Origin of the sequence: Shewanella sp. ISTPL2 (assembly GCF_013283205.1) — a bacterium.
Lineage (GTDB): Bacteria > Pseudomonadota > Gammaproteobacteria > Enterobacterales > Shewanellaceae > Shewanella > Shewanella oncorhynchi.
In genome coordinates, this window is the sequence record NZ_JAAPAV010000001.1 from 3735758 (window position 1) to 3751889 (window position 16132).

Consider the following 16132-nt stretch of genomic DNA (forward strand, 5'->3'; position numbering starts at 1 on the left):
TGGTATGTAACTATCTCTACATGTTAGACTGGCTATAGTCGATGTTATTCATAGTGAGCTCAATTTATGCAATTTAGTGATGTGTTAAGTGACATAGAAAAGTTGATAGGGAAAGAATTACAATCAATTAATCCTAAAACAGCGCCGATCGTCTTAACTCGTATAGATAAAGACATAGGGAAATACTTTGTATCAGGAAGTATTAACTCCCAAGGCTCCTCACGCTCTATTAGAGAGTTTGAAGATATATGGAAAGAACTTACACTAAAAGGTTTTAGTAACGTTGACCAAGCTTTGTTTGGTGGTGGTAGTAGTAGAAATCAACCTGAAACTATTTTCGCACATTTACCTTATATTCAACATTTTAAGTATCAACAAAGAAAACATCTTTTATTAAGAGGGAAAAATGTACATGATATAGGAGTTCTATCAGAACTAAGTTATTCCGAATTGAGAATAGTCAATGCGAAAATTAGAGCTCACAATGAATTAAGCAATAAATTAATAATCGATTCACTAAGTCAAATTTCTGAAAAAATAAAAAAATCCTTAGATTCTATTTTGGTAAAATACCCTAGCGATACAAATGTAAAAGCATTTGAAAAAAGTTTTACTGAACTTGAAAATATTGAGAATATAATCAGAAATACGATAGTTTCACTTGATACCATAAACATTAATCTAACAAAAAATAACACTGAAAGAAGTGTTATGCCATCTATTAATGATATTGATAATGAAGTTTATGTTGGTTTCAAAAGTGAAGAAGAATATATCGGTACTACTGGAAAACCAAGAATCAGACAATATACTCCAACAATCTCATTAATTTTCGATCGGCTCACACATCACGAGATTGAACTACAACCCGACTTTCAGAGAAAAGATCGAATATGGGATAATGTACAGAAGTCGCGGTTGATTGAATCAATCTTAATGGAGCTACCATTGCCTGCTTTTTACTTTGGCGAGAAAGCTGATGGAAGCTGGATAGTTATTGATGGGGTTCAACGCGTTACAAGTATTTATGACTATATACGTGGTGACTTTCCTCTTTCAAAAAAACTAGAAGCTAGAACTGAATTCAGAGACCTTTATTTTAGAGACTTAGATCGTATTCACCAACGAAGAATTCTTGAGTACGCAGTTACTTCTCATCTTATAGATATGACTTCTGGTCACGAAGATCTTGTAATAGAACTATTCCATAGAATTAACACTTACGGGGTTAAACTTAGTTCACAAGAAATTAGGTCTGCACTTAATCAAGGTTCGAGTGTTACTTTTTTAAGATATATTGCAGCATCTTTAGAGTTTAGAATTGTTACAAATGAAAGAATAAAAGCTGAAAGACAAAAAGATATGGAACTATGCCTTTCAGCTATTGCATTTATTGTTCTCGGTTATGAGAATTATATTGATGATAGCTACGACAAATTCTTATCAAACTCAATGACAAAGATGAATTTCCATCAAATAAAAATTGAAAATAAACATGGGATAGATAAGGGAGAATCATCTTTATCTTCTGATACGAGCACTTTCTATCTCGAGCTTGAGTCTAATTTAATAAAAGCCTTCTCATTAGCAAAAGATGTTTTTGGCGTTCTAGCGTTCAAGAAAAATTTAGATGCTAAACCTAATGACCCAATAAGTAAACCATTATTTGAATTAATCATATCTTATTTTTATCAACTAAATACTCAGCAAGCTGAAATGGTGATGAAAAATAAAAATGAGTTAGTAAAAAAACTATATGAATCAATGTCAGGAGAAGTGGATGATTATGCGACTTGGGATTCTCAAAGATATTTTGAATCTGATAGAGGTTTTTTATATTCAATATCAACATCTACTGGGAAAAACATTACAGTTAAATATCGATTTGAATCATTCCGGAAAATATTAAAAGAAAGTACCGGAGTAGATATTAAACAGACACCTTTAAGAGTATAATTTACATGCTAACAATTAAATCAATTAAGTTGATAAACTTTAAGTGTTATAAAAGTCAAGTTTTTGACTTTACTCCTTTAACAGTTTTTTGCGGCAATAACTCAGTAGGTAAAAGCACAGCAATTCAAGCACTTGGGATATTATTGCAGTCAAACTTTGAAAGTCGTGTTAAAATAAATGGTGAGCTTGTTCACATTGGTGGATTTAAAGATATACATAACTTTAGCAATAAAGATGAGTCTACATTAGAAGTGACTATCGATTCTTCTGTTGTAAAAGGAACCTGGGGATATAGAACTTCAGAAAATAGAGAAAATCTCAGAAATAACTTTCTACCATTTATTGGTAGCGAAGAAGAAGTTGCATTTATGGCTTCTGAAGATGCTTCACCTAAATCTATATCATACCAATTTCTTCAAGCTGAACGATTTGGTCCTCGTGACAACCTACCTCTTTCAGAAGATACAAGAGACTGGGATTGGCTCGGAACAAAAGGGGAGTTTACTTTAGAAGTGTTGGAAAGCTTAATCACTAAAAAGCGCCAACATTTAGATCAGTCTGATACAGATGCAGGAGATCCTCGTAAACATCCATCATTAACAATTAGTGAAGTTTTTCGCAATATACAAGCATGGATGGGCGAAATTGCACCAGGTTATAGCATAAACCCTATTCGGGTAGATGATGCAAATGTAAGCCATAATACAATTGATACTGGGTGCGGAAATTTAACTAAGCCTATTAATGTCGGTTTTGGATATAGCTATTCACTCGGTCTTGTTTCTGCACTAATTCTTGCTCCAAAGGGGCGAATTGTTATTTTAGAAAATCCGGAAGCCCATTTACATCCACGAGGTCAGAGTTATCTTGGACGTTTAATTGCTTTAGCTGCCCAAGCAGGGGTTCAGGTGATAGTGGAAACTCATAGCGACCATTTACTAAACGGTATGCGAGTAGTAGCGAGGACCCATGAAGATTTTGATCCATCAATATTTTCTCTTTATTATATATCAAAAGGAAACGAACAAAGCAACGTAGAGAAAATAACACTTGCGAAAGATGGAAAACTATCTAATTGGCCAGATGGTTTTTTTGATCAGCAAGCACAAGATATGTTTTCAATTTTGACTGGAAAAAAAGACTTACCACTGAAGGGCAAATAAATTATGAAAACAAATGTCTGTTTTGTGGCGAGTAGCTTTAATTTCAATGATACTGAAAATGATTTGATTGAATCGTTTTATAGCGCGGCACTGCTTGTTTCTAAAATGAATTCTGAATATGTTACTTTCACTGCATCTTCTGATTTTCATGATTTTGTTGCAATGGAATTATTTTGCTCAGGCAAATTTATTGAAATTGGAGCATTAACTTCTGCTATATATGATGGAGGAATGTCAAAGGTTAAAACTTATGACAACTTTAACTCCAGCGACGTGCTCAACTGTGCTAGTAGAATAATACCGATGCATGATGATTGTTGGCTTTCACTGTATAGTTCATCTAATAAATCACAAGGTGAAAATGAGCAACTTAGAGTCATACACTCTGAAAATGACTTAGTATCGTATTGTTCTGAAGTTTTAATTAAAAACCCTGTTAATCATGATGAATATGCAAAGATATTTCCTTTGATATATAGAAATATTTTGTTCCTAAATAATACAAACACTGGTGAAACCTATAATAGTATTAGAAAGTTAAATGGAGGGTATCAAAATTACATATGTGGCATTACGAGCTGTTTGATATTTATGAATGGATATCAAGTTATACCTAATGACTGGGTGAATAATATTGCAAATTTGAATGCCGCCCTTGAATTCCCTGTCACACCAGAGGGAACTGGCAGCAACCAAAGGCAGATTGGAGAGCTCAAAAGAGATTTTTTAATTAATGATATTGAATATAAAAATATAAACTGTGAATACCATTATAAACTCGAGCGTATAGATGGTGCAAATGGTAAGGGTACTTATTATTTCAACCGAATTTATTTTGGATTCTTCAATCGTATTAAGTGTCAAAATCCTCAAATTGCAATAGCACATATTGGTGAACACTTATAATTCAGACCTGATATATGTTATTTCCATTACTCTTCCCTAATAGACTGAACCTTAAGCATTTAATTGATCCAATATCGACTCCAAACTGTTGTCTTACCTAGATTTTTATTGTTGGCTTGACAGCAGTTTGTGATGACAAATGCTATTGCCAAACCCAGTTCAGCCTTCAATTAAGTTATTGATTTACCTGCCAAAGATTTCATTATGGGCTCGAACTAACCCTGGGTAGATTTGGCTGTTTTAAACATAGATAAACGCACTTTCTACCGACTCTGCAGGGCGGGATCATACTTTGTTAACCGTAGGGAACTTCTTCGTATCTGCATGATCTGATCGGGCATGTTATTCTACTGAGCCTAATCCATGTCCTTATTTGAACACTTGAAACTCATCGAAGACCCTCGCTCTCACATCACCCTAGACCATGATTTAGTTGATATTATCTTTCTCGTTTTAGCGGCAATCACTTCAGGTTGTGATGGCTGGCAAGCTATCGAAGAATTCGGCAAAGAGAACCTATCATGGCTACATAAACATCGAGATTTTGACAACGGGATCCCGACTCGGCATTCCATTGCTCGGATCATTAAAGTCATCGATACCGAAATACTGGTGTTGACGCTCTTTAGTTGGGCAAATAGCTTAAGAGAGGCCTCATCCAAGCCATTAATCGCTATCGACGGCAAAACGTTGCGGGGGCTGTTAATCAACATGGCGCTAAAAATGCGCTACACCTCGTTTCGGCCTTTGATACCGAACAAGGAATTGTGCTGTATCAGCAAGATACACAGACCAAAGGTAACGAAATCGCAACGGTTCAAGCGCTGTTGCACATGTTAGACATTAAAGACGCTGTTGTAACCTTTGATGCACTTCACTGCCAGCGGGAAACGCTTCAACAAATCATCAAAGCTAAAGGCGACTATGTTGTTCAGGTAAAAGGCAACCAACCTCTACTTAGGCAGGCCATAGAGATGCAGTTCCAACCTCACTGGGATAACGACGGCGTCGACATATTGAAAGGGGCATGGCCGTAAGGAGCGTCGCACGACGTTTCAAATTCCAGCAAAGCTGCCGCAGGCGCTCGCGAAAAAGTGGCCGTCAGCCAAGTCGCTAATTGCCGTTGAACGTCAACGAACACATAAAGGTGTTAGCACCATAAGTACGGATTATTACTTAAGTTCTTTACCTCTAGACGTCGAACTTGCAGCCAAAGCGGTGCGTCAGCATTGGCACATCGAGAACCAGCAACACTGGGTGCTTGACGTCACCTTTAGGGAAGACTGTTCAAGGATTGGTGACCGTGAAAACGCGAAGAAGATGGCGCTATTTCGGCGTATCGTGCTGAACCTTTTAGAGCAGCATCCGCTAAAAGCCAGTAAACCAACCAAAATAAGAAAGGCAGCATGGAATGGCGATTTTAGGAGCGAGATTTTCTTTGGTTAAGAGATTTAACAAAGCTTAATCCCGCCCTGGTGCAGTAGCAGGATCTTTACCAGGTTCTTTATTGTCACCAAAGTAGCGGATATGACCGTTATCAACGTCATAAAAATCTTCCCATGGTGTTTCTATTGAACCTTTCTTATTTGGACTACTGGAAATGAGTATTGCCGGGCGGACGAGTTGACCCAAGCAGGTTTTAATCTTGGCACTAGGGTTTATGCCCTTTTCAAGCTGCAGATTGTTGGCTTCGATTGATTTGGTTAGAAAATGGAAATTGAGGTAGCCATCTTCATACATGTTTTCTCCACATGCTGGCTTTTTATATCTCAGTACATCACCAATCTGAATTTCCATTATTCGTCACCAATCCTTATCTAAGCAGCTTGATGCAATATAACATACTGATATTTAATTAGAAGATATGTGGAGACCAATTGTGAGTATGCGCTTATTCAACTGCTAATTTATAACCTCACACAAGTACCACACTGAAGGTAAAGCGATACAATGGCTGCACAGCGGAAAATGGTATCGCTAAGCAGGCCCTCTGCGCCATGGATGGCGCGGTGGAGCCCTCATGGAAGAGTTTACGGCGTGCCTGCGTCGATACCATTTGAGTGCCACAGCTGAGCCTTAAACCAAAAATCTCGCTACTTTCCACTCAGCAATAAGTATCTGGTACTGCGGCCGCCAGCGGCGGCTTTAGCTAAAAAGCCTTGCTCGACCATTTGCGCAAGATGACGGGTGGCGGTGGCGCGGCTCACCTTTGCGACTTTTTGATACTGGCTACTATTAATCCCTAATTCAAAATCGCCATCTAACATCCGATTGAGCACTTTAGCTTGCTCCTGACTCAATAAAGATTGGTCGACACTTTGCCAATACTGAGTTTTCGACAGTGTTCTGCTCACATCTGCCATCGCATTGAGTAAGCAGTCATTGAGGGTTTCAAAAAACCAGACTAACCAAGGAGTAATATCGACATCACCCCTTTGAGTGGACTCTAAAATGTCATAGTAGGCTTGGCGACGGGCAAGAATACTGACCGACATAGCGTAAAAACGAATCGAGCGTTTCTCCGCTTGTGCCAAGGCCAAATCGGTCAATAGGCGAGTGATGCGCCCATTGCCATCATCAAGCGGATGCAGCGTCACAAACCAAAGGTGAGTTATCGCCGCGCGGATAAGCGGATCTAAACCCAGCTCTTGCCGTGATGCATTAAACCATTCGATAAACTGCGAGAGTTCAGCATCCAATGACGCTCTAGAGGGTACTTCAAAATGTACCGTTGGTTTATCAATCCGGCCTGAGACAACCTGCATAGGTGTATCGCCACGCAGTGTTCCGCCAATAACGGGGTTAAACAGTGTATAACCCTGCGGAAATAACTGCTTGTGCCAGCCCAATATCCGTTCGAGGGTTAATTCAGTCTCTAAATTTTTTAAGGCATCGAGCATAATGTCAGCTAAACCATCGGTTTGTGCTGTTGTCGGATACGGTTTGTCTTCAGTCACGCCGAGTTTTTTAGCTAAGGATGAGCGCACCGAAGCCGCATTGAGCGTTTCACCTTCGATGGCACTGGAATGGATAATGTTAGCGAGTAAGGTGTCGAGTGCAGCGTCTGAAGTTAATAAGCTATCGTCGTGACTTAGCAGTTGCTTGCCAAGCAACTGGCCCTGATTGAAATAGACCTGACGCAGCAAGGCATCAATGCTGCTGGTGTTCCAATGAAACTTAGGCCAATCGGCTTGCTGCCAAATCCACATATCTACCCCATGAGTCGAATAACAAGCCCATTCTACTCACATAATGAGGCGATTAACAAACCTATTCGCCTCATTTTATGAGTCGAATAGCACTAATAATCGCCTCATCAATACCAATATGGCTATCCAATGCAGGAAAATGAGCCTTGTTGGTAATCCGGGAGCTCTGTTTCTAAGCCTTGCGGTCAGCCACTTGCTATTATTGTGCAGCTACAGTGCAGCTATCATACAACTTAGTGGCGCCTTTACTGTGGTGCATTGGCGTTGCGCGTGACTTTTATGTATAGCCACCGACAAATATGTATAGCCACCGACAAAACCTTCGCGCTGAGATATACTGCCGCCGCTGATTTGACACGCCAATATGAAACGCCGAGGTGATAACTTACGGCTTTACCGCACCACTGATACACATTCTGAGCCTAACCTATGCCTGATAACACCAACAATTCACCAACCTCTACTCACGTACAATGTACTGCTAATGCACAGCGTATCGGCAATGTTCAACCTACTGGTAATTCACAGATTGCTACGCCAGATACAATGCATCCAGCCCAGTCGAATGCGCTCAGTGACGAACAGATAAAGGTGAAAAAGCAGAAGGTCTTTATCATAGGTTTGCCACGCACGGGCACCACGAGTGTGAGTGTGGCGCTATTGGAGCAAGGGCTAAAAGTGGCGCACATGGCCTTTACTAAACAGGCATTTATGCTGGCCGATGCAGTGTCTGACACGCCTTGTTTCAGCGATTATCAGCAGTTGGATTTATTATTTCCCGAGGCAGTGTTTGTCTATCTCGACCGCGATATCAATACTTGGTTGCCTTCGATGCAGATGTTACTTGGTAAAATGGCACCCCATTTGGATGAAAAAACGGGCCGCTTCCATCCAATATTAAAGCGCAGTTTTAGGCATACTTTCGCCATAGATAAAGTGGCGGAACCTGCCAGCAGTGAGCACTTAATTGCTTGTTATCAAAAGCATCAGCAAGAAGTGTTTGCTTACTTTAATGGGCGGGAAGACTTTATTTCAATCGATGTTAGCCATGCAGGAAGCTTAAGTCAGTTACTGCAATTTTTGGGAATGGAAGCAAACGCGGAGAATAGCGATGTCGCATTAGGTTTAAGCGAGCCGCTGAGTTTCCCTAAACTTAACGTGGGCCGCAACGTGGCAAGTTGGGGCGAATATAAACACCCCAACAAGGTCAACACCAATAGCGCAGGCCCACAAAGCCGTAAGTTTTTCGACTACACGCTTTAACAATGCATTGGATCAGTACACAAATACCAATGCACAGATATCCAAGCGCTGAATTAAAAATTAGCTTTAAGCACAGCCTCTTGGTCGAGCAAGCTTTGGTACAAGGTAAACTGGTTGGCGGCGCGGTCTAAATTATGGCCTTCGCGGTGGATGTGGAAATACACATCACCGTTAAGATAATCCGTTAAAAAACGCACACCTATCATCAAACAAATCACCCGAGCACCGAGCCACAGACTGCGCTTTTCGTCTTCCGTTAAAACGTCACCCAACTCGCTCAAGTAGCCACGGCAAATCGCGGCGAAGATATCTTGGCGAATTTGGACTTTATCCAAGGCCGTAGAGTCTTCCTCCTCTGGCGAGCAGAAAGTGCGTACCATGTCGCCAAAGTCATACATAAGATGACCTTTCATACAGGTATCTAAATCGATAATCGCCATGCTGGACATGTCGCGTTTATCAAAAAGCATGTTATTGATTTTAGTGTCGTTATGACAAATTCGCAGTGGCAGCTTTGGCGATATTTCTGCAAGTTCATCCAGCAAAGCCTGCTGAGATAACGCGTAATCGACCCAATGACGGCAGAGCGCTAAGCGATGTTGACTATCGAGTTCAGCGGCCTGCTTTAGTAAGGCCATGCGTCCCGGTAAATGGTGAAACTGAGGGATCACATCTTCAAGCTCTGTCGCATCAAAATCACTTAAGGCAGAGGCAAAATGCCCAAAGGCCTTGGCCGCCATTTCCGCTTCTTGTTCCGACTTAACCACTTCAATGCTGAGACTATGGGGCAAGTAACTGATCGCACGCCAAAATCCTTGCTCGCCTAAATCGATAGCCAGTTCACCCTCTTGGGTTAAACATGGGCTAACGACTTTAAGGCCGTATTGTTGCTGCAATGACTTAGCGCATAAATGATGGCTAATTTTATCGGCATTGCAGACCAAAGCGTTGGGTGTTTTAAATACCTCAGTATTAATTCTCTGCAATACCAATTCGCCCGCAGGCCAGCGCACTAAAAGGGTGTCATTGATGTGGCCATTACCGAGGGCAGAAATTTTCGCCTCGGCAGATTCAATACCAAAATGAGGCAACACTGACTGCCTGATGAGTTTAATCACTCAATAACTCCGTTAATTTTTGTTTTACCCAGACAGTGTCCTGCGGATAAGTCACGCCAAGCCATGGCTCACAGGCAACATCGACATAGACAGGCAAACCTTGCTCAATTCCCGCTTGTACTATGGCGGGTAAATAGCATTCAGACTTAGGTTGTTGCCCCTGTTGCCCGATAAATTCGGTTAATTCACGTTTAATAACATCAAATATGTTTGGGGAGAAGCCCCAGCATGTCATAGAGACCAAGGACTGCGCCGGCAAATTAGCATGACCCTGCGGGCCATCACCCATTAAGTGGCCTGCTTGCTCGGCGATATTGAGCCATTCGGCGACCGATTTAAGCTGACCATTTTCAACCTGACACAGACCACGGTTAACACCACCGTGTTCCGACAACGTGAGTTCTATGGGATAGGCCACCATCATCCACTCAGTTGGCCTAGTGCTTAAGCCTTTGGCTAAGGAAGCAAAAGCGCTATCACCATAAAAATCATCGGCATTGATAACGGCCATTGGCCCTTTAACAAGATGGCGCGCACTCCAGAGTGCATGGGCCGTCCCCCAAGGTTTAAGCCTGTGGCTAAGTTCCGCCAACTGCACCGCGTCGGGTAAATCCGTTAAGACTTGATAGCAAAAATGATATTCAAAATCGGTTGGCAAAAATCGTGTCAGGATCTCAGTTAATTCACTTTCTAACTCTGGGCGGATCACCAGCACAGCACGCTGAAAACCACTGCGAATGGCCGACATGATTGATAGCACCAACATGGGTTCACCCGCGGGACCGAGTGCCGCCAATTGCTTATCGCCGCCGAAACGACTACCTAGCCCCGCAGCCATAATGACTAAGGTCAATTCTGTATTCATGCTGGATTGATATATTCAGTTCAAATTTAAAGGTGTTTCCCCAAACCGCAGCGACCTAAACAACCTAAAGTACGGTTTGAGAAAAAGAGGAGCAAAAGTGTAATCTACCCCTCTAATTGTGACTAGCATTTAAGCAGAATTTTTATCGACTTAGCTGCAGACTTTTTTAACGAGCAATATAATCGCCAAAGGTGCGATTTTGTTCCAATATCGCTTGGCTGCCCTTAAGACTGAACTTATAACCACATAGGCTAATATTACCTCGACGGGCGAGGTCAATAATGATGGCCTGAGTATCGAGTGGCGAGAATCGTGCCTCTGAAGCGGAATCCGCTTTCAGATCCACAGTCACAGGGCGATAGTCAGTGCCATTGTTAAAGGATAAGACGCTGCAAGTTTTATCTCCCTTTGCCGTCGCTAAGGACCACAGGTTTTGTGCTTTACCTTTCTCACCGAGCCAACGCATGATCAAGATGTCATCCTCCAGCGCCACAGAAAAACCGTCCGGTAACGCGAGCGTCACCCGCTCACCCGCATAGGGCGCAATCGCGTTAACCGTGACAACTTCTGCACCATCACCCGTCTCTGCATCGCTATTTGGCCAAAAGCCCCACACCAAGGCAATCAAGAGCACCACGCCACAGCCAATTCCTGCTGGGCGCCAATAACGGCGTTCCACTTTCGGCAGTTTAATCTTAGGCAACACCAAGAAACGCTTTAGTGGCGCCAAAAACTCAAATAAACCGCGAAATAGCTCAGTCATCGAACCAGAATCTTTTGCTTCGGCGCGGCGCTGACGTACCTCTTCGGCATGATCTCTATCGTTAAAGCTGTCAGGCTCGTCATCTTCTTCGGCGGTAAAACGCCAACCGGGTTCAGCACTACGCTCGGCAGGATCTAATTGCGCCGCAGTAAAGTCGACATGTTTCAAATCAACATTGTCCACATCGACATCGACCAACTCAATGTGGGTCTGTTCAACGCGGCTAGTATTAGCAGGACGAAAATCCGCATGGCTGTCTGGTATCACAAAATCGGCAGGATTCTGCGTCATTCGAGTTAACGCATCAAAGCGCAGCTCATCTTGACGCAACGCCTCTCGCTCTGCCTCCGCCGCGCTAACACTCGGCTCAACCCTCGGCGATGTTAAAACAGATTCAACATGGGTCGATAAATCGACCTCTGGCTCAGACACAGTCTCAACGCTAATGGTTTGGGCATGAAGCTGCTCAACATGCGGCTCATGCCTTTCAGCTTGAGGTTGTGCTTGAATATGAGAGGTAAATTTTGCCGATTGTCTTACGGCAACGTCTTGAGCAACAATAGGTTTAGGGTCAATGATGTTAGGATCTATGGCAGTTTTAGATGCCATGGCTTTAGGGTCTATAGTGTTAGGATCTACGATTTTAGGATCTATGGTTTTAGGTGCGATGGTTTTAGGAACGATAGTCGGTTCCACACGGCGCCTAGGCATTGCCTGTGATGTTGGTGCATCCAGCTCAGGACCGAAATAACCGTAGCGATAATCCACTATCGTTGGTGCAGGAAAGCGCCAGCCCCAAAATGTCAGTCCCGCGGCTAACACTAAACTCAATCCAATTAAGGCAATATGCACATCGGCCGCTAACAGGCCGATGAAAATTATTAACGGCAATAGAAATACGCCAATCAAGCCTTTTGACTTATCGGCATCGGCCAAACGACGCAAGCTGGTGAGCCCTAATAAAGGTAGACCCAACAATGCCAGCAAATACATCAGAAAATTAGCCCCAAAAGCAGCGGCGGCAAATGCAATACAGACGTAAACGCCAACACTGATTGCGACAAAACGGGGACGAGAATCACGCCCGTGAAGGCAGAAAAGAGATTTTAACAGCACGACCCTTCCTTTATTGTTGTAAAAACGAGATACAAAAAGACACTCATTGCCTTATTCGCACGAGCGTAACCAATTTACCCGCAATTGTCAGTGCCTACGACCCAAGTCGGATAAAAATGCACATAATATCGAAGTAAATCTAAAATAGGCTTAAATTGCCAGCCAACAAGCCCTAGTATTTCTATGGTCAAAATCGGTATAATGCTCGGCTTTCTGGGCCCTTCTTGCGTTAACCCATTGGATATTTAGCTCATGACCGCACGCGGAAATTTATTTATTGTGTCGGCGCCAAGTGGCGCAGGTAAATCCTCGTTGATTTCAGCCTTGCTTAAAGACAAGCCAGCCGACATGCAGGTTTCGGTATCTCATACCACCCGCGCACCACGCCCAGGTGAAGTTGATGGTCAACACTATCACTTCGTTAATGTTGAGCAATTCAAAGCCTTAATTGCTGAAAATGCCTTTTTTGAATGGGCAGAAGTGTTTGGCAATTACTATGGTACCTCGCGCCATGTGATCGAGCATACGCTCACCCAAGGTATCGATGTTTTCCTCGATATCGACTGGCAAGGTGCCGAACAAGTTAAAGCCGTGATGCCAGAGGCCATTGGTGTGTTTATTCTACCACCCTCTAAAGCCGAGCTAGAGCGCCGCCTAACAGGTCGCGGACAAGACAGTAGCGATGTTATCGCCAGCCGTATGGCACAAGCCGTATCGGAAATGTCCCACTATAAAGAATATGATTTTATTATCGTCAACGACGATTTTGACACTGCCTTAGCCGATTTGCGTGCCATCATTCGCAGTCAGCGCTTAACAGGTGCTAGTCAGATCCACGCGCAAAATGATATGCTTCACGATCTGTTGGCAGGATAGCTGTCATAGTGTACAATTTTGCGTCATTTTTTCCCTAGATAAACTGGAGTTTCAACACATGGCTCGCGTAACTGTAGAAGACGCCGTAGAACAAATCGGCAACCGTTTTGATATGATCTTGGTTGCGGCGCGTCGTGCTCGCCAAATCGCCGTGCAGGGTAAAGACCCTATGGTTGAAGAGATGAACGACAAACCCACGGTTATCGCCCTGCGTGAAATCGAACTAGGTTTAGTTAATGCTCACACCTTAGATGCCGATGAGCGTCAAACGGTGCGTGAACGTGAAGCCGCTGAAATTGCAGCGGTTGCAGCCATTGCTGAAGGTCGTTCATTATAGTTTTTGAGTAAAAACCTATTTAGGTAAAAGGAGAGCTGCCACTTGTATCTGTTTGAAGGTCTAAAGGAGTCTGCTTCCGGTTACTTAGAACCTGAACAGGTAGAATTGCTCAAGCAGGCGTACCAGATTGCGCGCGATGCCCACGAAGGGCAAATGCGCACGAGTGGCGAACCTTATATTACTCATCCGGTTGCGGTTGCCCGCATCCTTGCTGACATGCGTCTTGATCATGAGACGCTGATGGCAGCACTGCTCCATGACACCATCGAAGATACCCATGTCACCAAAGACGATTTAGCCGAACTATTCGGTGTCGCGGTGGCCGAACTCGTCGAAGGCGTGTCAAAACTCGATAAGCTTAAATTTCGCGACAAGAAAGAAGCCCAGGCTGAAAACTTCCGTAAAATGATGATGGCGATGACGCAGGATATCCGCGTTATCCTCATCAAGCTTGCCGATAGAACCCACAACATGCGTACCTTAGGCGCACTGCGTCCCGACAAACGTCGCCGTATCGCCCGCGAAACCTTAGAAATCTACGCGCCCATCGCTAACCGTCTCGGTATCCATAACATCAAGACAGAGTTAGAAGACTTAGGTTTCCAAGCTTATTATCCAATGCGATATCGGGTGCTTAAAGAAGTCGTTAAAGCCGCCCGTGGCAATCGCAAAGAATTGATCCAAGGCATCGAAGCCGCTGTGTATACACGCTTAAATGATGCGGGTATTCCAGGGAAAGTCAAAGGTCGCGAGAAAAACCTCTACTCCATCTATAACAAGATGCAGAGTAAAGAGCTGCAATTCCAAGAAGTGATGGATATCTACGCCTTTAGGGTGATAGTCGATTCCATCGACACTTGTTATCGCGTACTTGGCGCCATGCATGGACTGTACAAGCCTCGTCCCGGTCGTTTCAAAGATTATATCGCTATCCCCAAAGCCAACGGTTATCAGTCTCTCCATACCTCTTTATTTGGTCCACACGGCGTGCCCGTTGAGATCCAAATTCGTACCGAAGATATGGATCAGATGGCTGACAAAGGGGTCGCCGCACACTGGGCCTACAAAGGCGGTGCGCAAACAGGCCAAGGTACGACGACTCAAGTGCGTGCCCGTAAGTGGATGCAAAGCTTGTTGGAGTTACAACAAAGCGCTAGCACCTCATTCGAATTCGTTGAAAACGTGAAAACTGAACTCTTCCCTGAAGAGATTTATGTGTTCACCCCTGAAGGTCGCATTCTGGAATTGCCCGTGAATGCCACTGCAGTAGACTTTGCCTACGAAGTGCATACAGATGTAGGTAATACCTGCGTCGGTGCCCGTGTTAACCGCCAAGCATATCCGCTCAGTCAGCCGTTAATTTCAGGCCAAACCGTTGAAATCATTACCGCTAAAGGCGCCCGTCCTAATGCCGCTTGGCTGAACTTTGTGGTAACCGGTAAAGCTCGCGCTAAAATCCGCCAAGTGCTGAAAAGCCTTAAAGGTGATGATGCGATTGCACTCGGTCGCCGCCTGCTCAACCATGCGCTAGGCAAAACTAAACTCGACAGCATTGCGCCTGAGCAGATTGAAAAAGTGATCCGCGATACTAAACATACCACGCTCGATTCGCTGCTCGCCGATATCGGTCTTGGCAATGCCATGAGTATTGTTATCGCCCAGCGTTTGATTGGCGATAATCTTGAGAATCAAGAGAGTCGCGACGGCCACATGATGCCAATTCGTGGCGCCGAAGGCATGCTCGTTACCTTCGCTAACTGTTGCCGCCCCATCCCAGGTGATGCCGTGATAGCCCACGTGAGCCAAGGTAAGGGCTTAGTGGTGCACATGGAAAACTGCGCCAATATTCGTGGTTATCAAGGCGAGCCAGACAAATATATTCCCGTACAATGGGATAATGTTGAAGGCGTTGATTACCAAGCCAATCTGCGGGTCGAAATCGTTAACCACCAAGGTGCACTGGCGAAGATCACCTCGATCATTGCCGCCGAAGGTTCAAACATTCACAACCTCAGCACTGAAGAACGTGATGGTCGCGTGTATTTGATCAACCTGCGGATTTCGGTGAAAGACAGGATCCATTTAGCCAACGTGATGCGCCGAATTAGGGTACTGCCCGAAGTACTGCGCACATCCCGTAATCGTTAATTAACTCAACACTAGAGAGAGCGTCATGGCAGAAAAAACCATCATAGCGACCGAAAACGCCCCAGCGGCCATAGGCACGTATTCACAAGCGGTTAAAGTCGGCAGCACAGTGTATTTGTCTGGCCAGATCCCGCTCGTGCCAAGCACAATGCAAATTGTCAGCGATGATTTTGAAGCGCAAGTCGTGCAAGTATTTGAAAACCTGACGGCGGTTTGTACTGCTGCGGGTGGTTCAATCAACGATATCGTTAAGCTCAACATCTTCCTGATTGATTTAAGCCACTTCGCTAAAGTGAATGAAATCATGAGCCGTTACTTCAGCCAGCCATACCCAGCCCGTGCTGCTATCGGCGTGAAGCAATTGCCGAAGGATTCTCAAGTTGAAATGGACGGCGTGATGGAGCTGTAAGCG

Annotated in this window: 13 protein-coding genes and 1 pseudogene; 9 read left to right on the forward strand and 5 right to left on the reverse strand. The window is 43.8% G+C overall.

Features of this window, described 5'->3' with window-relative positions; translation table 11 throughout:
* Positions 1-66: 66 nt before the first annotated feature.
* The 4 genes and pseudogenes from HUB64_RS16380 to HUB64_RS16395 all read left to right on the forward strand — a co-directional run bounded on the left by HUB64_RS16380 (position 67) and on the right by HUB64_RS16395 (position 5471).
* The gene (locus tag HUB64_RS16380; RefSeq protein ID WP_173497402.1) at positions 67-1956 is read left to right on the forward strand and encodes a DUF262 domain-containing protein; all 1890 of its coding nucleotides are present in this window, start codon (positions 67-69) and stop codon (positions 1954-1956) included.
* Between the two features lie 5 nt (positions 1957-1961).
* Entirely contained in the window at positions 1962-3119 is a 1158-nt protein-coding gene (locus tag HUB64_RS16385; protein ID WP_173497403.1) for a DUF3696 domain-containing protein, read from the forward strand.
* 3 nt (positions 3120-3122) lie between these two features.
* Positions 3123-4025: a hypothetical protein gene (locus HUB64_RS16390; RefSeq protein ID WP_173497404.1), complete on the forward strand. Its 903-nt coding sequence runs from the start codon at positions 3123-3125 to the stop codon at positions 4023-4025.
* Between the two features lie 363 nt (positions 4026-4388).
* A pseudogene (locus HUB64_RS16395) lies at positions 4389-5471 on the forward strand (ISAs1 family transposase).
* 15 nt (positions 5472-5486) lie between these two features.
* Here HUB64_RS16395 and HUB64_RS16400 read toward each other — a convergent pair.
* Together HUB64_RS16400 and HUB64_RS16405 are read right to left on the reverse strand one after the other, a co-directional pair.
* Positions 5487-5822, reverse strand: coding sequence for a hypothetical protein (locus HUB64_RS16400; RefSeq protein WP_254451433.1), 336 nt, complete (start codon positions 5820-5822; stop codon positions 5487-5489).
* 296 nt (positions 5823-6118) lie between these two features.
* Complete coding sequence (locus HUB64_RS16405) at positions 6119-7234, reverse strand: Fic family protein (RefSeq protein ID WP_173497405.1); 1116 nt, start codon at positions 7232-7234, stop codon at positions 6119-6121.
* Positions 7235-7663: 429 nt separating this feature from the next.
* Here HUB64_RS16405 and HUB64_RS16410 point away from each other — a divergent pair, with 429 nt between their 5' ends.
* Positions 7664-8497: a sulfotransferase gene (locus HUB64_RS16410; RefSeq protein WP_173497406.1), complete on the forward strand. Its 834-nt coding sequence runs from the start codon at positions 7664-7666 to the stop codon at positions 8495-8497.
* Between the two features lie 53 nt (positions 8498-8550).
* Here HUB64_RS16410 and HUB64_RS16415 read toward each other — a convergent pair whose 3' ends face one another.
* The 3 genes from HUB64_RS16415 to HUB64_RS16425 form a co-directional block, all read right to left on the reverse strand.
* A complete protein-coding gene (locus HUB64_RS16415) occupies positions 8551-9615 on the reverse strand; it encodes an aminoglycoside phosphotransferase family protein (protein ID WP_173497407.1) in 1065 nt (354 codons plus the stop codon).
* A complete protein-coding gene (locus HUB64_RS16420) occupies positions 9608-10480 on the reverse strand; it encodes an NTP transferase domain-containing protein (RefSeq protein WP_173497408.1) in 873 nt (290 codons plus the stop codon). The genes HUB64_RS16415 and HUB64_RS16420 overlap by 8 nt, the downstream gene beginning before the upstream one ends.
* Before the next feature lie 166 nt (positions 10481-10646).
* A complete protein-coding gene (locus HUB64_RS16425) occupies positions 10647-12359 on the reverse strand; it encodes a hypothetical protein (RefSeq protein ID WP_173497409.1) in 1713 nt (570 codons plus the stop codon).
* 252 nt (positions 12360-12611) lie between these two features.
* On the opposite strand from HUB64_RS16425, the gene gmk reads away from it, so the two are divergent.
* The 4 genes from gmk to HUB64_RS16445 are packed head-to-tail and all read left to right on the forward strand — an operon-like array spanning position 12612 to position 16129.
* On the forward strand, positions 12612-13235 hold the full coding sequence (gmk, locus tag HUB64_RS16430) for a guanylate kinase (RefSeq protein ID WP_173497410.1): 624 nt from the start codon (positions 12612-12614) through the stop codon (positions 13233-13235).
* Between the two features lie 58 nt (positions 13236-13293).
* Positions 13294-13572: a DNA-directed RNA polymerase subunit omega gene (gene rpoZ / locus HUB64_RS16435; RefSeq protein WP_007651394.1), complete on the forward strand. Its 279-nt coding sequence runs from the start codon at positions 13294-13296 to the stop codon at positions 13570-13572.
* A 42-nt stretch (positions 13573-13614) separates the two neighbouring features.
* Positions 13615-15720 carry a bifunctional GTP diphosphokinase/guanosine-3',5'-bis pyrophosphate 3'-pyrophosphohydrolase gene (gene spoT, locus HUB64_RS16440; protein ID WP_105251161.1) on the forward strand — a complete coding sequence of 702 codons (2106 nt, stop codon included), beginning with the start codon at positions 13615-13617 and terminating at the stop codon, positions 15718-15720.
* Between the two features lie 25 nt (positions 15721-15745).
* Positions 15746-16129, forward strand: coding sequence for a RidA family protein (locus HUB64_RS16445; protein WP_173497411.1), 384 nt, complete (start codon positions 15746-15748; stop codon positions 16127-16129).
* The last annotated feature ends 3 nt before the right edge of the window (positions 16130-16132 follow it).